14 protein-coding genes are annotated in these 17,582 nt (G+C 73.8%); 1 reads left to right on the forward strand and 13 read right to left on the reverse strand.

The genetic code is table 11. The features are described 5' to 3' along the window. Nucleotides 1-47: 47 nt before the first annotated feature. From RBJ77_RS36255 to RBJ77_RS36275, 5 genes are read right to left on the reverse strand one after another with little or no spacing between them, the layout of a single operon-like run. Complete coding sequence (locus tag RBJ77_RS36255) at nucleotides 48-1,613, reverse strand: AAA family ATPase (protein ID WP_372348841.1); 1,566 nt, start codon at nucleotides 1,611-1,613, stop codon at nucleotides 48-50. Between the two features lie 37 nt (nucleotides 1,614-1,650). Next, the gene (locus tag RBJ77_RS36260) at nucleotides 1,651-2,223 is read right to left on the reverse strand and encodes a hypothetical protein (RefSeq protein ID WP_372348842.1); all 573 of its coding nucleotides are present in this window, start codon (nucleotides 2,221-2,223) and stop codon (nucleotides 1,651-1,653) included. Continuing rightward, nucleotides 2,220-2,441 carry a hypothetical protein gene (locus tag RBJ77_RS36265; RefSeq protein WP_372348843.1) on the reverse strand — a complete coding sequence of 74 codons (222 nt, stop codon included), beginning with the start codon at nucleotides 2,439-2,441 and terminating at the stop codon, nucleotides 2,220-2,222. The genes RBJ77_RS36260 and RBJ77_RS36265 overlap by 4 nt, the downstream gene beginning before the upstream one ends. Next, nucleotides 2,438-4,228, reverse strand: coding sequence for a hypothetical protein (locus RBJ77_RS36270; protein WP_372348844.1), 1,791 nt, complete (start codon nucleotides 4,226-4,228; stop codon nucleotides 2,438-2,440). Before RBJ77_RS36270 ends, RBJ77_RS36265 begins: the two co-directional genes overlap by 4 nt. Nucleotides 4,229-4,266: 38 nt before the next feature. Next, entirely contained in the window at nucleotides 4,267-4,635 is a 369-nt protein-coding gene (locus tag RBJ77_RS36275; RefSeq protein WP_372348845.1) for a hypothetical protein, read from the reverse strand. Nucleotides 4,636-4,947: 312 nt separating this feature from the next. Between RBJ77_RS36275 and RBJ77_RS36280 the strand changes: the two genes are divergently transcribed. After that, nucleotides 4,948-6,927: a caspase family protein gene (locus tag RBJ77_RS36280; RefSeq protein ID WP_372348846.1), complete on the forward strand. Its 1,980-nt coding sequence runs from the start codon at nucleotides 4,948-4,950 to the stop codon at nucleotides 6,925-6,927. Here RBJ77_RS36280 and RBJ77_RS36285 read toward each other — a convergent pair. The 8 genes from RBJ77_RS36285 to RBJ77_RS36320 all read right to left on the reverse strand — a co-directional run bounded on the left by RBJ77_RS36285 (nucleotide 6,908) and on the right by RBJ77_RS36320 (nucleotide 17,525). Beyond that, nucleotides 6,908-11,119 carry a CHAT domain-containing protein gene (locus RBJ77_RS36285; protein ID WP_372348847.1) on the reverse strand — a complete coding sequence of 1,404 codons (4,212 nt, stop codon included), beginning with the start codon at nucleotides 11,117-11,119 and terminating at the stop codon, nucleotides 6,908-6,910. The genes RBJ77_RS36280 and RBJ77_RS36285 overlap by 20 nt on opposite strands. Nucleotides 11,120-11,138: 19 nt before the next feature. Next, the gene (locus RBJ77_RS36290) at nucleotides 11,139-11,792 is read right to left on the reverse strand and encodes an RES family NAD+ phosphorylase (protein ID WP_372348848.1); all 654 of its coding nucleotides are present in this window, start codon (nucleotides 11,790-11,792) and stop codon (nucleotides 11,139-11,141) included. A gap of 2 nt (nucleotides 11,793-11,794) precedes the next feature. Then, nucleotides 11,795-12,454 (reverse strand): hypothetical protein, encoded by a 660-nt coding sequence (locus RBJ77_RS36295; protein ID WP_372348849.1) that lies wholly within the window; start codon nucleotides 12,452-12,454, stop codon nucleotides 11,795-11,797. Then, complete coding sequence (locus RBJ77_RS36300; RefSeq protein WP_372348850.1) at nucleotides 12,454-13,566, reverse strand: hypothetical protein; 1,113 nt, start codon at nucleotides 13,564-13,566, stop codon at nucleotides 12,454-12,456. Before RBJ77_RS36300 ends, RBJ77_RS36295 begins: the two co-directional genes overlap by 1 nt. A gap of 130 nt (nucleotides 13,567-13,696) precedes the next feature. Beyond that, the gene (locus RBJ77_RS36305; protein ID WP_372348851.1) at nucleotides 13,697-15,178 is read right to left on the reverse strand and encodes a GntP family permease; all 1,482 of its coding nucleotides are present in this window, start codon (nucleotides 15,176-15,178) and stop codon (nucleotides 13,697-13,699) included. Nucleotides 15,179-15,298: 120 nt separating this feature from the next. Then, nucleotides 15,299-15,709 carry a RidA family protein gene (locus RBJ77_RS36310; protein WP_372348852.1) on the reverse strand — a complete coding sequence of 137 codons (411 nt, stop codon included), beginning with the start codon at nucleotides 15,707-15,709 and terminating at the stop codon, nucleotides 15,299-15,301. Further along, nucleotides 15,706-16,488 (reverse strand): IclR family transcriptional regulator, encoded by a 783-nt coding sequence (locus RBJ77_RS36315; RefSeq protein ID WP_372348853.1) that lies wholly within the window; start codon nucleotides 16,486-16,488, stop codon nucleotides 15,706-15,708. Before RBJ77_RS36315 ends, RBJ77_RS36310 begins: the two co-directional genes overlap by 4 nt. Further along, nucleotides 16,485-17,525, reverse strand: a complete 1,041-nt coding sequence (locus tag RBJ77_RS36320) for a sugar kinase (protein ID WP_372348854.1) — start codon at nucleotides 17,523-17,525, stop codon at nucleotides 16,485-16,487. The genes RBJ77_RS36315 and RBJ77_RS36320 overlap by 4 nt, the downstream gene beginning before the upstream one ends. Nucleotides 17,526-17,582: the final 57 nt, after the last annotated feature.

Below are 17,582 nucleotides of genomic sequence, written 5' to 3' on the forward strand. Positions count from 1 at the left end.
AACCGTCTTGTTGTGCACGACCGTCCCGCGACGCCCGGCGGCGCCGCTCAGTCGTCCATGAACACGATCCGCCGCGGCGTGGGCGTCCCGCTCGCCGCCGGGGCCATCGCGGCGCGGCCCGCCGGGACCGCCCGTTCCCGGCCCCAGGTCCTGATCTCCTCGATCTGCTCGGGGTTGACCCGGCTCATCGGCACCGTGTTGGCGAACATGTCGAGGATCCGGGACGGCTTCAACTGCTCGGCGCCGCCGAGGACATGGGCCTCCGCACCGATCTCGTGCAGCGCCGACTCGATGTCGGAGCCCGCGAAGCCCTCGGAGAGGTCGACGAGCCGGTCGAGCTGCTCCGGCTCGGGGGCCGTCTTCAGATAGCGGGCGAAGTAGAGCTCGATGATCTCCCTGCGGTCCTCGGTGTCGGGCAGGTCCACGAAGAACAGCTCGTCGAAGCGGCCCTTGCGCAGCAGTTCGGGCGGCAGGCTGCGGATGTCGTTGGCGGTGGCGACGACGAAGGAGCGGGAGTGCGACTCCTGGAGCCAGAACAGGAACTGGCCGATGATGCGCTGCGGCACCCCGGAGGAGTCGTCCCGGCCCGCGAGGCCCTTCTCGATCTCGTCGATCCACAGGACGCAGGGCGCGACCCGGTCGGCCATCGCGAGGGCCTCGCGGAACCGCCCCTCGGACTCGCCCAGGTACTTGCCGTGGATGCTGGCCATGTCCAGTCGGTAGAGCGGGAGCTGCCACTCGTGGGCGATGGCCTTGGCGGACAGCGACTTGCCGCAGCCGGGCACGCCGACGAGGAGGACGCCGCGCGGCGGGCGCAGTTCCGTGCCGCGCAGGTCGGCCTGCATCAGCTGGTGCTTGCGGCGCAGCCAGGCGCGCAGGCTGGTGAGGCCGCCGACGGTGTAGTCGCTCTCCCGGAGGCGGACCCGCTCCAGGCCGGTGAGGTCGCTGAAGATGCGGTCCTTGGCCTGGGCCAGGCCGAGCACGTCCTCCTTGCGGATCGACTTCTTCGCGGCGATGGTCGCCATCAGGTTGATGCACTCGGCCTCGGTGACCCCGCTGAGGAACTCGGCGGCGCGGCGGGCGTCGTCCTCGTCCCAGTCGATGGGGATGTGCCCGTGGTGGTCCTGGAGGAAGCCGGTCAGGGTGCCGTACATCTCGTCGGTGTCCGGCAGGTCGAGGCGCAGACTCATGCCGAGGCGCTGCAGCCCGCTCCAGATGGGGGCGTCGGTGATCAGGACGATGCTGCCCATCGTGTTGTCGGCGAGCCGGGCCAGCTCGGCGATGTGCCGGGTGACCGGGGTGTCCCCCTCCAGGTGGTCGGGGTCGACGAGCACGATGGTGGCGTTCTGCCGGGTGCCGAACTGGCTGGCCGCGAACTCCATCGCGCCGGTCAGCGAACGGTCGTCCTGCACCGAGGCGTTGGTGCGCAGATCGCGCAGTCCGGTCGCCCTGGTGTAGATCCAGAACGGCATGGCGCTGCGCCGCGGCTGGGTGGCGGCCTCGCGCAGCAGCCGCAGGGCGCGCTGCTGCTCGATGGTGCGGATGCCGATCACCGGCACGCGCGCGGAGATGTAGCTGTCCAGGTGGGCCAGGCTCTCGGCGTAGTTCGACATGGGGCCTTCGGTCTCGGTGGGGTGAGGTGGTGCGGGCTCAGTCCAGGACGATCCGGCGGCGCGGACGGTCGGGCTGCGGTGCCGCCCACGGGTCGGGGCCGGGCGGGGGGGCGTCGTCGGCGGTGACCGCCGTCAGGCCGTTGTCGCGCAGGGTGCGGCGGCGCTGCTCGACCCACGCCGGGTCCGCGCCGCGCCGTGCCGCCGCGTCCAGCTGCCGCTCCAGCTCCGCCTGGGTGCGGGCGATCTCCTTGTCCAGTACGTCGGTCATGACGGCGCGGAGACCCTCGGGCAGGCCGGGATGGGTGGCGAGGGAGCGCAGCGCGCGCAGGCCCGCGCGGGCGTGGGTGAGCTCGCGGCCCGCGGTGAACTCGTCGTCGGCCGCCGACATGGCGGCGACGAGCCGGTCGGCCCAGGCCTGCAGGCGCCGGTGGTGGGCGTGGGCGAGGTGCGCGGTGATCCGCTGCCAGGTCTCCCGCGGATAGTCCCGCTCGACGAGCGGGGGCAGCGCGGTCACGTCGACGGGGTCGCCGCCGTCGTCGGCGGCCCAGCGACGCAGCCCGTCGACCCAGAGCTCGTACGGGCCGCCGTGCCCCCAGTACGTACCGCTCACGCCACCTCGCCGGAGCCGGGCCTGCGCACCACGGTCTCGCCCGGCGGGAGCGGTTCCCAGGCGGGCAGGCCGTCGACGACGCGGCGGGCCCGGTTGGTGACGCGCTCCCCGGCCGGTCTGCCGGTGGCGGCCCACGGGGAGTCGGCGGCGGCCGGTCTCCGGGCCCACGGGGAGTCGCCGGGCTGCCGGCCGGGCGGCGGCGGTGTCGGATGGCTCATGACGCGACGTCCTCCTTGTGCATCGGGTCCCGCTGCACGGTGCGCCCCTCGAAGGGTGAACCGCCCTGGGCGACGGCCGTGCTCAGCGAACCGATCAGCTCTCGGCACTGCGCCTCCACGGCGTCGGCGTCCCTGAACCGCTCGTACCAGTCGATGAGTTCGGCGGAGGCGCCGCGCACGAGGTGCAGCGACTCCAGCTTGGCCTGCTCCAGGGCCGTGCGCGCGTTGCCCTGCAGCCGCTTGGCGGCCTCCGCCCCGTTGCGCAGGACGAGCCCCCACACGCCGGCGACGACGGCCGCGGCGATCAGCGCGAAGCCGATGTGGATGCTGCCGACGATCAGCAGGATGCCGGCGACGACGGCGGCGAGCGGGAGGACCTTCTTCACCAGCGGAAAGGCGAGCGACGCGATGAACGGGGCCATGTGCTGGTCCCAGTGCGCACCGAGCGACGCCTCCAGCTGCACCAGCGGAGCCGAGAACGAGCCCTGCCATGGCGGCAGTTGGAACACGTGGGCGCCCACGGTGTGGGACGTGCCGAACTGCGCCTGCACATCCGGCGGCACTGCGGCCCGGTAGTCGCGGGTGAACTGGGCGTGCGCCTGCTGGAACCACTCGTGGCAGGCCGCGACGGCGAGCCGCTGGGTGGCGGGCGACGAGCCGATGGCGGTCGGGTTGAGTGCGGCGGTGGTCTGCACCGTCAGGTAGTCGAGTGTCCCCTCGTACGAGGCGGAGTCGGCGTCGGCGGCTCGGCGCGCGGCGGCGGTGTCGCCGTCGTAGTCGATCACGGCCTTGTTGTAGGCCAGTTCACGGCGCAGCGGCAGCTCTTCGTTGTCGTACTCGGAGACCAGCCGGTCGAGGATGTCGTCGACGGCGTCCTCCAGCCGCTCCGACGGCTGGAACTCGCGGTCGAGGACGGCTTGGTACTTGTCGAGGAGCGTCTGCTGGGTGCGGGCTCTGCCGAGCAGGTCCTCCAGGGTCGGCCACTGCGGGGAGACCTGCGCGAGCCGTGGGAACTCGCCCCGCTGTGCGGGTTGTTGGAGGCTGTTGATCTCCTCGCGCCAGCGGGTGATCTGCCGGGCCTGCACCTCGCCGCTGTCCATCAGCCGGTCGCGCCAGCCGGCGAGGGTGCGGCCGAGCAGGTCGCGGCCCGCCGCGCCGAAGGCGCCCTGCGCGATCGACTCCAGGATCACGGCGAACTCGCGGCCGAGCGCCGCCGGATCCTGCGCCAGCAGATAGTGCCGCAACCAGCGCACCGCGCTGTCCCTGCGGTTCTGGCGGCGCAGTACGAGCGCGAAGAACAAGGAGGTGCGGTCGGGCGAGCGGCGGAACGCCTCCTCGACGGCGCGCTCGCACAGGTCCCGGTCGTCGGCCGACCAGGACGCGAGGGCCACCAGGGCGGGTGCGAGCCAGTAGCGCGGCGTCTGGATCATCAGCTGGTCGCCGACCGAGCGCACGGTCTCCTCGGAGACCAGGCCCAGGTCGAAGGCCTGGAGCATGCCGACGGCGGTGCGGCGGACCGCCTTGTGGTGGCCGAACTCGTGGTCGACCTGGTCCTGGATGACGCCGACTCGGGTCTCGGCCCGCTGCACCTGGGCGGTGAGCCGTGCCGCGTTGACGAAGGCGAGGAACTCGTCGCGCAGTTGCTGCAGTTCGGTGCGGGTCTGGTGCTGCGTGGCCTCCACCGTCGAGACCTGGCCGGAGACCGACGCCACCTGCTCGGTGAGCCGGCTGACGATACCGGCGACCTGCTCGACCTTGCGGTGGAGTCCGTAGTCCACCTCGGACATGGCTGTCACTCCTCGGGCGACTGGCGTGCGGAGGGTTCTCAGGGACGGACGACGGTGCCGTCGTCCAGTACGGGCAGCAGCAGGCCTCCGGAGTAGACCTCCACGAAGGCGTAGCCGCCGGAGCGCACGAGCATGCGGGCTTCCGCAAACGGTTCGGGCACCGGATCGGCCGGCGCGAAGTGCCGCACGATGACCTCGAAGAGGTTCAACTGGTGGTCCACGTAGGGCGGCCCGAGGTGGCAGAGCGCGAAGAACCCGAGCGGGACCGCGCCGTGCGCGAGCGTGTACTGCTCGTGGACCCAGTCGGCGAGTTGGGCGCGAGCGGTCTCGTCGACGCCCGCGTCGATCCGGCTCACCGCTTCGCGCAGCGCGGACGAGCGCGGCTCCCACTGGGCGCGACCCGACACGCCTGAACTGTCGGCGACTTGGGGCGCGCCTCTCCGCGACTGTCCCGAATGCCGACCCGGCTGTTGACCTGGCGTACGGCCCGGAGCGAGATCCGGCGCGGATCCCGTCTGGACGATGCGCCGAGGCCGTTCCAAGTGACCCATGTGTCCCCCGACGGTCAATGAATACGCCAATGATGGCGCATACAGGCACCATCGTGCGACCTCCGGGACCACCTGCGGCCCGGATGCCCTGCTTCGGCCCGGAAGTCGCCCCGTTCTCGCCCACTGCCTCCGCCTCATGCGCCGCCCGCGGCTGTCAGACTCTCCGTCATGGGAAAGATCCATGCGCTGCTGGCGGGCGTGAACGCGTATCCCCGGGACATCGCCGCGCCGCTCAGCGGATGCGTCAACGACATCGAGTCCGCAGGTGAGTTGATTGCGGAACGGGCCAGGAACGAGCCACTCGTCCGCACGCTCCTGGACGGCGCCGCGACGGTGGCCGCGGTCAGCGATGGCATCCGCGAGGTACTGGGCACGGCGGGCCCCGGGGACACGGCCCTGTTCTGGTTCGCGGGGCACGGCACGGAGGAGATCGCCCACGGTGCCGACCTGTTGACGGAGTCGACGGGCCGCAATCAGGCGCTGGTGTGCGCCGACGGACCGCTGCTCGACAAGCGGCTCGCCGCTCTCCTCGACGCGGCGGCGGCGGGCGGCGCGCAGGTCGTGGCGGTGCTCGACTGCTGCCACTCCGGCGGCGGCTCCCGCAAGGGCGAGCTGCGGGCCCGGTTCGCGGCACCCGCGCCGGGCTGGGATCTGGCGGGCGCCGCGCGGGAGTTGACGCCCTTGGTCGCGGGAGCCGGGAGTCGGCACGTGCTGCTCGCGGCGAGCCGCTCCGACCAGCGGTCCTTCGAGGGCGTCTTCGGTGGCCGCACGCGCGGCGTGTTCTCGCACGCGCTGGTGGCGGCGGCGCGTGCGGCGGGCCCCGGGGCGACGTACCGGCAGCTGCTCGCGGCCACCGAGGCGCGGGTGCGGCACTCCGAGGAACGGCAGCAGCCGATCCTGCTGCCCACGCGGCGCGGCGGCCCGGCCGACCGGCCGTTCCTCGGCGGCGAGCTGGCCCAGGATCCCAGCCCGCACCTGCTGCGGAACGGGCCGCGGGGCTGGGAGGTCGACTGCGGGACGGGGCACGGGCTGCCGGAGGGCACCGGGGCGCGCGGCACGGAGTTCACGGTTCTGGAGGCCGACGAGGGTGCGGCCGATGCCGCCGACCCCGCGGCGGTGCGGGCCGTGCGGACGCGGGAGGCCCTCGCGGACCGGTCGCTCGTGGAGCCGGTGGAGTGGGCGCCGCGCGCCGCGGCGGTGTACCCGGTGGCCCTGTCGGCCCTGGCCCTGAGCCCGGCGACGTTCGACGTGACCGCACCGACCGAGGACGAACTCGCGGGCGCCCAGGCTCTGTTGACGCAATCCCTGGCGACGGCGGGCCCCGGCGGCGGGCCCGCGCCGCTGCTGCGCGCGGTCGGCTCGGGCGCCCAGGCCGCGGAGCTGCACTTCCGGGTCGACGTGCGTGGTGGGTCGGCGCGGGTGCTGCGGCGGGACGGCACGCCGTTCGTGGCGCCGCTGCCGTTCGCCGGGCCCACCGACGCCGACCGGGTCGTGGACTGTCTGAGCCACCTCACGCGCTGGTACCGGCTGCGGGACCTGACGCCGCGGCCCTCGCTGCTCGACAACCTCGTACAGGTGGAGATCGTGCCGTGGGGCGCCTCCTCGGGCGAGCGGCTGCTGCCGGACGGGAACGGGGAGCTGGTCTGCGCGTACGAGCAGGGGCGCGGCGGCGACTTCAGGGAACCGCTGGTCTCCGTCCGGCTGCACAACCGCTCGCCGCACCGGGCCCTGTGGTGCGTGCTGCTCGACCTCACCGAGGGCTACGGGAGCCACGCGACGCTGTTCCCCGGCCACTTCATCGCCCCCGGCCACACCGGGTACGCCCTCGACGGCGACCCGGTCGAGCTGTCGCTGCCGCGGCACCGGCCGGTGACGCCGGGCGCGGAGGTGCGCGACTGGCTGAAGCTGATCGTCGCGGAGGGCGAGATGAACACGCTGCCCTTCGAACTCCCGGCCTGGAACCCCGCCACGACCGACCGGGACCCGTCCGGCGCCGGCGATCCGGGGCTGCTGCGCTTCGCGCCGCCCGTGCCCGCCGGCATCGGCCGGGACGCGGGCCGGGTGAGCGCGGGGCGCGCGCCGGGGCGGTGGACGTCCCGCACCCTCGCGCTGCGCACCGTGGTGCCCGCTACTGGCCCAGGTGTGTGAAGCCCGCCCAGGCGCTCAGGTCGTCCGGCTCGATGCCGCCCGCACCGGCGGCGAGCCGCTCGGGGAACCCGGCGGGCAGTTCCCGATCCGGGTCGAGCATCCACAGCTGGGCGGCGCGCAGCGCCCGGGCCGGTGGCAGTCCCCCGACGCGCAGGTAGTGGTGGGTGAGGTACATCAGGACGGAGGTCGCGTCGTCCGGCACCGGCCACAGGGAGCCCACCACGGACCGCGCCCCGGCCACCAGGAACGCGGTGGCCAGGCTGTACGCCTCGTTGTCGCCACGCCCCGAGACATGGCTGCGGCACGCCGCGAGCAGCACCAGGCCGAGCCCGCCGCGCCGCCCTCCGCCGATCGCCTCGGTCAGCTCCTCCGCAGTCAACTCACCGCCGTGCAGCGCGAGATGAGCGGTACGACGGGCCTCCCGGGCGACGGCCGCGTGGCAGGCGAGGTGCAGCACGGCGCCCTCTCCCTCCGCACCGGCACCGGTGTCGTCAGGGGCGTCGAGGTCGTCGCCGCGCAGCCACTCCATGACCTCGCCCGCCGTACCCGGTCCGTCGACCGCGCCGCCCGCCCGGCGGCCGAGGAACCGCCCCGCCGGATAGAAGGCGCGCTGCACGGCGTCGGCCTCCTCGCCCGCGTAGCGCAGATCACCGGTCGGATTGCCGACGACGAGGGCCCGGCCGCGGTGCTCGGCGGCGGGTCGGGCCGCCACGTCGCACAGCAGGCGCGCCGACGCGGCGTAGGAGATCTCCGCCTCGTTCAGCGCGTACCGCCGTCGCCCGTCGTCGCCCTCCGTCCACGCGGCATGCCACGGCACGAGGCCGAGACTGCCCATCGGCACGAACACGAGCCTCGCCTCGCGCCCCGGCGCCGCGAACACGTCGAAGAGCGGCCGCACCGCCGCGTACCAGGCCCAGGAGCACAGCCGGTCGAGGGCGCCGCGCAGGTCGCGGGGCGGCGGGCCCGGCCGGGTGACGGGGCCGAGGTCACGGTTCCCCGGCACCCGGTTCGCCCGTACGTAGTCCGTCAGCGGTCCCGCGTCGTCCGCGAGCCGGGGCAGCGGCACCGCGTGCACGTCGCCGCGTGAGGTGACGACCACGGCGGTGCCGGGCACGTCGTCCGACGCGGGGACGAGGTAGACGAGGGCGTCCTTGCGCAGGGCACGCAGCGCGGTGCCGATCTCGTCCGGGGCGGGCGGTTCGAGGAGCCGGTCCTGGGTGCCGCCCGCCGCGTCGGTGAGCGCGGTCAGGACGTGCCGGCGCAGTGCGCTGGGCACCGCGAGCGAGGACCGGGCGGCGGCGAGCGGGTCGGCGGCCTCCCCGGTGGCCGGGGCGGCGGCCCGCCACTGGTCGGCCAGGTCCGTGCGGCCCGCCGCCGCGAGCCGTTCGGGCACCGTGCGGGAGGTCGTCGCCGCGTGCAGCACCAGGCCGCGGCAGGCGTCGAGCGCGGCGAGCGCCTCGCGCGGTTCGTTGTCGCGCAGGCACCAGCCCGCCACTTCGAGCGCGGACGACGTCGCCTGGACGGCGGCCTGTGCCGCGTGGTCGGTACCGGACTGGAGCAGCACCGCCCAGGCGTGCCCGCGCAGGCCGTCGAGCCCGGTGCGGCGGCTCGCGGCGCGGTCGCCGCGGTTCCGGTAGGCCCGGGCGAGGGCCAGGCCGGAGGCGGCGTGGAGGCGGTGCTCGGGTCCGCCGGTGGCCGCGAACGCGGCTTCCAGGAGGGCGATGCCGCGGGTGAGGTGGCGGGTGCGGGCGGCGGGCAGGGCCTGCGCCTCGGCGAGCAGGCAGTGGCCGGAGCCGAGGACGTGCGCGTACCGCAGTCTGCTGTCGCTGCCCTCGTCCACCATCTCGTACGCCTCCTTGACCAGCGCGAGCGCATCACCGACGGCGGCGAAGTCCTGCGCTTCGGCGGCGCGCGCGAAGCGGGCGATGCCGTTGTCGCCGAGGACCCAGGCATGGTGGTCGCGGGGCAACCGGGCCGCCATCCGGCGGAGTTCGGGGAGGGTGGGGCGGCCGGGGGGCGGCGGTGCGGGTGGCAGGCCCTGCCGGCGGGCCGCGTCGTCGCGGGACGCGCGGGCGTTCTCCACGTGGGTCCACATCTCGGCGCGCACGGGGTCGTCGGGGGCGAGCGACGCGTAGGTGTCGAGGACCACGCCGATCCGTTCGTCGGCGGTGGCGACGTCGCCGCGCTGCGCCGCGGTGTGCGCCTCGAAGGACGCCTGCTGCGCGTCGAACACGCGCCGCATGTGCGGCGACAGCGTCGACATCTCGCGCAGCCGCCGCCAGTCGGCGTCCGCGGCGTCCCGGTCGTCGCCGGTGGAGGCGATCTCGCCGCGGTGCCGGGTCGCGAGCATCCGGGTCAGCCCGATGCCCTCGCCGATCCGGTCGCCGGGGTCGCCGCCCGCGGCCTCGGCCTGGGCGAGGTGGTCCATCACCGCGTCGAGGCCGTGTCCCGAGCCGGACATCTCCTCCCACAGCCCCAGCTGGGCGAGCACCCCGTGCGCCTTGCGCCGCCACTCCGGGTCGTCCGGCCGGTGGGCCTGCACGCAGGCGACGAGGGCGGCCTTCTGCTCGGCGGTGACGTGGTTGCCGTGCGCGTCGAACAGGGGGATCTGGTTGAGGATGAAGAGCGCCATCTCGGCGCGGCCGCCGACGGTGGCGCCGGGGTCGTCGGCGCTGTCGTGCCAGCGGCGGTACACCGTGTCGAAGCCGGACGGCAGCCGACTGGGGCCCATGATCCCCTTCATCAGGCCCGGGTACTCGTCGTCCTCGGGCGAGAAGTCCAGGAAGGTCTGGCCCTGCTCGAAGTCGCCGAGCATGGCGAGGTACGCCTCCCGGGACTGGTCGAAGTCGAGCTCCTCGCCGGGTTCCGTGCCCGGTGCCACGCCGCGTTCCCTGCGGGTGATGCCGACCCAGGAGATCATGACGCGGGCGAGCTGCCGGATGTCGTCGCCGATCCCTCCGTCGCCCGGCTCCTCGTCGGCGAGCACCAGGCGTGCCCCGTCGAGCACGTCGCCGAGGCGGTCCAGGTCCTGGTCGTCCTCGTAGCGGCCCTGCTGGAACGCGGCCAGCATGAACGCCGTGACGGTCACCCTGCCGTCCTGTTCCGGGTTCCACTCGGCCACGGCCCGCCGGACCAGGGCGACCGCGCGGTCCTGGCCCGCCTTGTCGCCGCGCAGGCTGGTGCGCTCGAAGAGGAGCCGGCCGAATCCGTCGAGATAGTGCGCGGAGAGCCGGTCGACGGCGCCCGGCCTGGCCAGCAGGTCGTTCAGCTCGACCTCGCCCGCGGCCGCATGGGCCTGGTCCTTCCAGGTGGACCAGATCAGTACGCGGACGAACACGGCCCGGATCTCGGCCTCCCACGCCCACGCGGGCCGCTGCCCGGCCTGCCGCGCCAGGAGCAGCGCCGTACCGAACTCCTCCCTCGCCTCCTCCAGTTCGGCCTGGTCGCCGGCGGCCCGGCCGTGCAGTTGGAGGGCGATGCCGACGCTGTAGTGCACGCCCGGGAGGTCGCTGCCCGGCAGGGCGGCGTCGAGGACGGTCCGGTAGTGGCGGACGGCGGCCTCGGTGTGGGCGGCACCGTCGGCGACCCGGCAGCGTTCGAGGTGCAGGAATCCGAGGGCCTCGTGCAGGTCGACGGCGGCCTCGTCGCCCTCCGGGAGGACGTCGAGGGCCCGCTCGTGCAGCCGGATCGCGTCGTCGAGCCATGCGGCGCGTTCGAGGGTGAACGGCTCGGTCTCCAGCCGCGCGACGCAGCGGCGCTTGGCGCAGTACGCGAGGAGGTAGCGGCCGATCCGGTGCACCTCGTCGTCCTGGGGCTCCTTGCCGCCGCCTTCCAGGCACGTCATCCCGTCCTCGACCAACTCCGTCGCCCGCGCCAGGAGTTCACCGGTGGGCTCCGTGTCGTGGCGGTGCATGAGGACATGCCCGTACCGCACCCGCAGAACCCCCCACTCGCGTCCCTCCCCCGCCGCCCGGAACGCCAGCTCGAACGCCTCCTCGGCGAGGGACAGGTCGTCGGGGTCGGGGCGCAGGAGGAGCATGCGGTGACTCAACTCGCCTACTCGGCAGCAGAGTTCCACGGCCTCGGGCGCGTCCGCGGGCAGTCCGGCGAGCGCGTCGAGGAGTCCGTCGCGGCGGCGGCGCAGCGCGCGCAGTTCCAGCTCGTCCGAATCGGCGACGTTCACTTCTTGCACGGCTGACCTCTCGGCACGCTCACGGCGCGAGCTGGACGAAGTACGGCTGGAGCAGCGCGTCGAGCCACTCCCGGCCGTCGGCGGTGTCGAAGTCGACGGCGGCCTCCTCCTCGACGCGCAGCGCGCCCTGCGGGCAGCGGTCGCCGAACAGGACGGCGGTGCGGTCGGCGGGCTCCCGCTTGGACGACCAGAGCAGGCCGTGCGCCCAGGGCTCGGTGTTCCGGCGGATCCAGTGGCCCCAGTCGCGGGTGTACGGGTAGTCGTGGGACTCGGTGTGCACGAGCCAGCTGTCCTGCCGCACGCCCGCCAGCTCCCGGGCGGAGACCAGGGGTACGAGGGTGAGGTCGGCGGTGAGCCGTACGGTGCTCAGCCGGCGCCCCTCGACGGATCTGCGCGGTAGCAGCCGGGGGCCGCCCGCCGGGTCGAACGGCAGGGCGCGCAGCAGCGTCTCGCAGACGGCGGCGGCCGCGGTGAGCCCTACGTACAGATAGCCGTAGGGATCGCAGGAGGTGGCGTCGAACCGGCCGCCGCCGTAGAGGCAGTGCGCGGGACGCGGGTTGAACGCGTCGGCGCCGCGGTGGCTGCCGTGAACGCGGTGCAGGAGCGTGCCGCGGGCGAGGACCGCTTTGCCGGGTTCGGCGGTGCGGCCGTCCGGTGGTCGGTAGTTGGGCATGGTTAGTAGTCGTCCTCCGTCAGGAGCCGGACCGCGTCGAGGAGTCGGGCGTCCGCCGTGCCGATGAGGTCGGCGGGGCGGGCGCCGCCGGACAGCCAGGCGTTGGCGGACAGCCACCAGTCGGCGGCACCCCAGGGGTCGCGGTCGGCGCCGAGCACCGTGTTGGCGTCCAGGACGACCGGGAGCGGCACGGCGTCGGCGGTGAACTGGAACCGGGGCAGGCGCGTCCGCCCGCCGGGCCCGCGCAGCCGGATCAGCCGGGGCTCGTCCCGCTGCCGCACCTCGCCGGCGTCGTACGCGGGCTCGGCGAGCAGCCTGCGGCGTACCGGACCGAGCACCGGGCCGACCATCCGGTGGCCGTCGACGACCAGGGCGGCGAGGTCGTCGGCGACGAATCCGCCGATCGTCACCTCACCCTGGACCACGTGCAGTTCGGGGCCGGCGAGGGCGGGGGCGAAGCGGGCCGCCTGCGGGCCGCCGAACTCGTCGGGCAGCTCGTCGGCGAGCACCAGCGCGGCCTGCCGGGCGGCGTCCCGCTCCCCGTCCCGTACGCCGGTGAGCAGAACGGCGAGCCGGCCCTTGGCCGCCGGTGACAGCTGTCCGGCGATCAGGTCCCAGCGCTGGGCGGCGGCGGCGAGGACCGCGCGGGCGCCGTCGGGCATCACACCTTCTCCCCGGTCACGGCGCCGCCCAGGAGCCGCTCGACGAGGTCGGCGCGCTCCGGGCGGCGGACGACGAAGTGCACGTCCCAGTCGGCGCCGCGGGCCAGTTCTGCCTCCACGGCGGCCCAGACGGCGCGCAGGCTGACGGCCGCGGCGAGCCCGCCGCGGCCCGCGCCGAGCAGCGGCAGACACAGGGAGCGCAGCGGCGGATCGTGCCGTGCCGACTCCTCGGCCAGCAGGGCGAAGACGCGGGTCACACCGCGGGTGACGTCGGCGGGCTGGACGTCGTAGTCGTTGGTTCCGGGGCGGGGCACGGCGACGGCGACGTGGTAGATGCGGCGCACGCCCTGCTCGCCGAGGACTCCGGCGGAGGTGGCGGCGACGGTGCCCGGCTGGACGACGCGGCCCGCCACTCCGTGGCGCGCGGCCCACTCCCCCAGCTCGGTCTGGACGTGGTCCTCGACGAGTTCACCGGCCGGGTCGCGGCGGGCCGCGGCGCGGCGCAGCATCGCGGAGAGCGAGGACTTGTACGGGGCGGGCAGCGCCAGGTACGTGTTGGTCGACGAGACGACGACGTCCACGTCGCGCAGGAGGTCCACGGAGTGCAGGTGCACGGTGACCGGGACGGTGCGGTCCTGCACCCGGACGCGCACGGCCCGGTGCGTGGCCAAGGCGCCGCCCGGTGCCGGCTCAGATCCACCGCCGGGGTCCGCGGGGTGGGGCCCCGGGGCGATCGCGACGACCTGCTCGGCGACCTGCCCGAGCACCATCAGCTCGTGGTGCTTGCGGAACCGCTCGACACTCACCCCGTACACCTCGGCGGCCCGTCTGCGCCGGTCGGCCGGCGGCCAGTCACGGGTGCCGCGGGCGAGTCCCAGGCAGTACTCCGCCGATGTCTGCAGGGTGCCACCGCCGATGCGGGAGACGGCGAGCCGCAATACCTTCTCGACAGGCCCCCCGGGCAACTCGCCGCCTCCCTGCGGAAGTTCACGGGCGATCCCGGTCAGTACCGGCACGTCGAGTTCGCGCAGTCGGACGACTCCGGCTCGTCGCACCTTCCGTACCTCCGCGAGGACCGCTCCGTGCTCGGGCAGGTCGGGTCGCGGCGCCATGTCGATCAGGATCGCACCGGCGCCGCGAGCCCCACAAGCCCGTTCCGTGCTCACCATTGGAGCGCATCAGGGCGGTCGAACTCCGGTCGGTTCCGGGGCGGTTGCTGGTCGGCCGCCCCGGAGTCCGGGTCTAGACGAACAGACTCACGACGGCCGCGACCGCGAACCCGGCCACCGACAGGACCGACTCCAGGACGGTCCAGGTGCGCAGGGTGTCCCGCTCGGAGATGCCGAAGTACTTCGAGACCATCCAGAAGCCGCCGTCGTTGACGTGCGAGGCGAAGATGGAGCCCGCCGAGATCGCCATGATGACGAGGGCGACGAAGGCCTGCGAGTGGTCGCCCTCGGAGAGCAGCGGGGCCACGATGCCTGCCGTGGTCACGATGGCGACGGTCGCCGAGCCCTGGGCGACGCGCAGGACGAGCGAGATCAGGTAGGCCAGGACGATGACCGGCAGGCCGACGTCGTTGAACGTGTCCGAGAGCGCCTGGGCGATGCCGCTGGCCTTGAGGACGGCGCCGAAGACGCCGCCCGCGCCGACCACCAGCAGGATGTTGCCGACCGGCTTGAGGGACGCGGTCGAGACCGTCTCCAGGGACTTGCGGGACCAGCCGCGCCGGATGCCCAGCAGGTAGTACGCCATCAGCAGGGCGATCGTCAGCGCCACGAAGGGGTGGCCGAAGAACTCGATGACCGAGCGGCCCGTCGACGGGTCGAAGGCGATGGAGGAGAAGGTCGCGAGGAGGATCAGGACCAGCGGGGTGCCGATGATGGTGAAGACGATGCCCAGCGGGACCGGCTTCTCGGTCGGCGTGACGCCCGCGGCGCGCTGCTCGGCCTCCAGGGCGGCCTTGGCCTCGTCGGCGGCCTCGACCATGTCCTGCGGTACGGGGACGAAGATCCGCTTGCCGATCCAGGCGGCCCAGCCCCAGGCGGCGAGCACGGCCGGGATGCCGCAGACGATGCCCATGAGGATGACCCAGCCGAGGTCGACCTTCAGCAGACCGGCGGCGGCCACCGGGCCGGGGTGCGGGGGCAGGAACGCGTGCGTCATCGACAGGCCGGCGAGGAGCGGCATGCAGTAGAGGATGATCGACTTGCCGCCGCGCTTGGCGGCCGCGTAGACGATCGGCGCGAGGACGAAGATGCCGACGTCGAAGAAGACGGGGATGCCGAAGATCAGGCCCGTCAGGCCCATGGCGAGCGGGGCTCGCTTCTCGCCGAAGAGGTTCAGGAGGCGGGACGCCAGGACCTCGGCGCCGCCGGAGACTTCGAGGACCGCGCCGAGCATCGTGCCGAGGCCGATGATGATCGCGACGTGTCCGAGGGTGCCGCCCATGCCGGACTCGATCGTGGAGACCGCGTCGGACTTCTGGACGGTGCCGAAGAGTTCGGTGACCGAGAGGCCGGCGCCGAGGCCGACGGCTATGGAGACCGCGAGCAGGGCCACGAAGGGCTGGATGCGCGCCTTGATGATCAGGAAGAGCAGCAGCACGATGCCGAGGAACGCGACGGTCAGCAGACCGGCGGTGCCGTCGATGATCGTGAGGATTCCGCCGGTGTGGGGTGGGGTCTCAGGGGCGGCGGCCGCGAGCGGGGAGAACGGGGACATCGTTGACCTCGTAAGAGCATGGGGCTTTCGGGCAGGGGGGATCGCGGTGCGGCGCTGCGGGGCTGCGCCGCACCGTGACGACGTGCGGTGGGACTACCGGGAACTACGAGCGGGAGCGGCTCAGCTCAGGACGGCGAGCGCGTCGATCTCGATGAGCAGGCCCTTGGGCAGACCGACGTAGACGGTCGTGCGGGCGGAGGCCGGGGCCTTGAGGCCCTGCTCCTCGAAGTACTCGTTGTAGATGGCGTTCATCTCGGCGAAGTGGTCGACGTCCGTGAGGTAGACGCGCATCATCATGACGTCGTCCCAGGTGGCGCCGCCCTCTTCGAGGATCGCCTTGACGTTGGCGAAGGTCTGGAGGGTCTGCTCGCGCAGGGTGGGGCCGGCCGGGGTGGGGGCCTGACCCTCGACGGCCGGGAGGAAGCCGACCTGGCCTGCGACCTGAAGGATGTTGCCCTTCTTGACGCCGTGCGAGAACTTCGCGGGCGGGGTGGTGTGCGTGGCGGGGGTTAGGGCGATCTTCTCGGTCATCGTGAACGTGCTTCCTTCGTGGGGGAGTTGGCGGTGGAACCGGTACCGGAGTAGTCCCGGCTGATGGCGTCCGCGGTGCGGCGCACCAGCGGGAGCAGGGTGAGGAGTTCCTCGGCGGTGACGACGACGTTCGGCGCGGAGACCGACATGGCGGCGACGACGCGGCCGTCCGCGCCCCTGATGGGGGCGCCGACGCAGTTGATGGACTCCTCGTGACCACCGAGGTCGGTGGCCCAGCCCTGTTCGCGGACCTTCTCCAGCTCCCGCAGGAAAGCGGGGGCGTTGGGGGTCGAACGGGCCGTGTACATGGGGTAGTCGAGCTTCTCCGCGATGGCGCGGCGCTCGGCCTCGGACAGGTCGGCGAGGAGCAGCTTCGCCACGGCGGCGACCGTGATGGCGACGGGCTTGCCGATGCGCGAGTACATCCGCACCGGGTAGCGGCTCTCGACCTTGTCGATGTAGAGGACCTCGTTCTCCTCGTAGACGGCGAGGTGAACGGTGTGGCCGACCTTCTCGTTGAGCTCGACGAGGTGGGCGTGGGCGATCTCGCGCACGTCGAGGTTCTCGACGGCTTCCTGGGCGAGCGCGAAGAGGCGGGCGCCGAGGCGGTAGCGCTGGTCGGACTGGCGGTAGACCAGGCCGTGCTCGTGCAGGGTGCGCAGCAGGCGCAGGGCCGTGGACTTGTGGACGCCGAGCCGGTCGGCGACCTGCCCCAGGTCGGCGGGTCCCTCGGCGAGCAGCGGCAGGATGCTGAGCGCGCGGTCGACGGTCTGGCTCATGGCGTACGTACCTCCTCGGCGGCCTCATGAACGGCTGCGGTCGTCCAGCCGGGGCCGAGGTGCAGTGTCCCCCACTCCGGCGCCGCGAGGGCGGCCAGGCGGTCGGCGTGGGCGCGGCTCGGAGGGGTGGCGAGGTCGCCGGGGACGGTGAGGGTGGCGGCGGCCCACAGGTGGCCGGTGCGCAGGCGCTCCGCGACGGGCAGTTCGCGCAGGGTGGCGGAGAGGAACCCGGCGGCGAAGGCGTCCCCGGCCCCGACGGCGGCGACGACGTCGACGCGCGGCGCGGGTTCGAAGTGGCGCCCCGCGCGGTCGTACGCGACGGCTCCGGCCGCGCCCTGCTTCACTACGAGGAGGGCGGGCTCGGGCAGCGCGGCGCGGATCGCGTCGGGGCCGCCGGTGATGCCGAACGCCTCCTCGGCCTCGTCCTCGCCGACGAAGACGAGATCGGCGCGGCGGGCCAGGTCGAGCAGGACGCGCGCGTCGTCCGGGGTGCGCCACAGGCCGGGCCGGTGGTTGACGTCGAAGGAGACGGTCGGGGCGGTCCCCATGAGCGTACGGAGCAGGTCCAGGCAGTCGTCGGACAGTGCGGCGGTGATGCCGGACAGGTGCAGGACGCGGCCGGAGCGCAGGGCGTCGAGGTCCGTGTTCGCGGCGGACATGGCGGAGGCGGCGGACCCGGCGCGGTAGTAGGCGACCTCGTGGTCGGCCTCGGCCCGGTCGCCCGCGGTGCGGAAGTAGATACCGGTGGGGCGGGCGGGGTCGCGGCGCACGCCGGACACGTCGACGCCGTACGCGCCGATCGCCTCCACCAGGTGGTCGCCGAAGCCGTCGGCGCCGACCCGGCTGACCCAGCGGGCCCGGTGTCCGGCGGCGGCGAGCACGCACGCCACGTTGGACTCGGCGCCGCCGATGCCGCGGTCGAAGGAGGGGACGTCGGCGAGGCGCCCCGCCACGGTGGGCAGGAACGTGACCATGGACTCGCCGAGCGCGACGACGTCAGGTGCGCTGTGCGGTGCTGCGGGTCCGGTGACGGTCACGGTGACGGATGCTCCTCACGACTGACGCCCTCGGTGGGCCAACGGCTCCGTTGACCC

The sequence above is a fragment of the Streptomyces sp. KL116D genome, assembly GCF_030766975.1.
Classification (GTDB): Bacteria; Actinomycetota; Actinomycetes; order Streptomycetales; family Streptomycetaceae; genus Streptomyces; species Streptomyces longispororuber_A.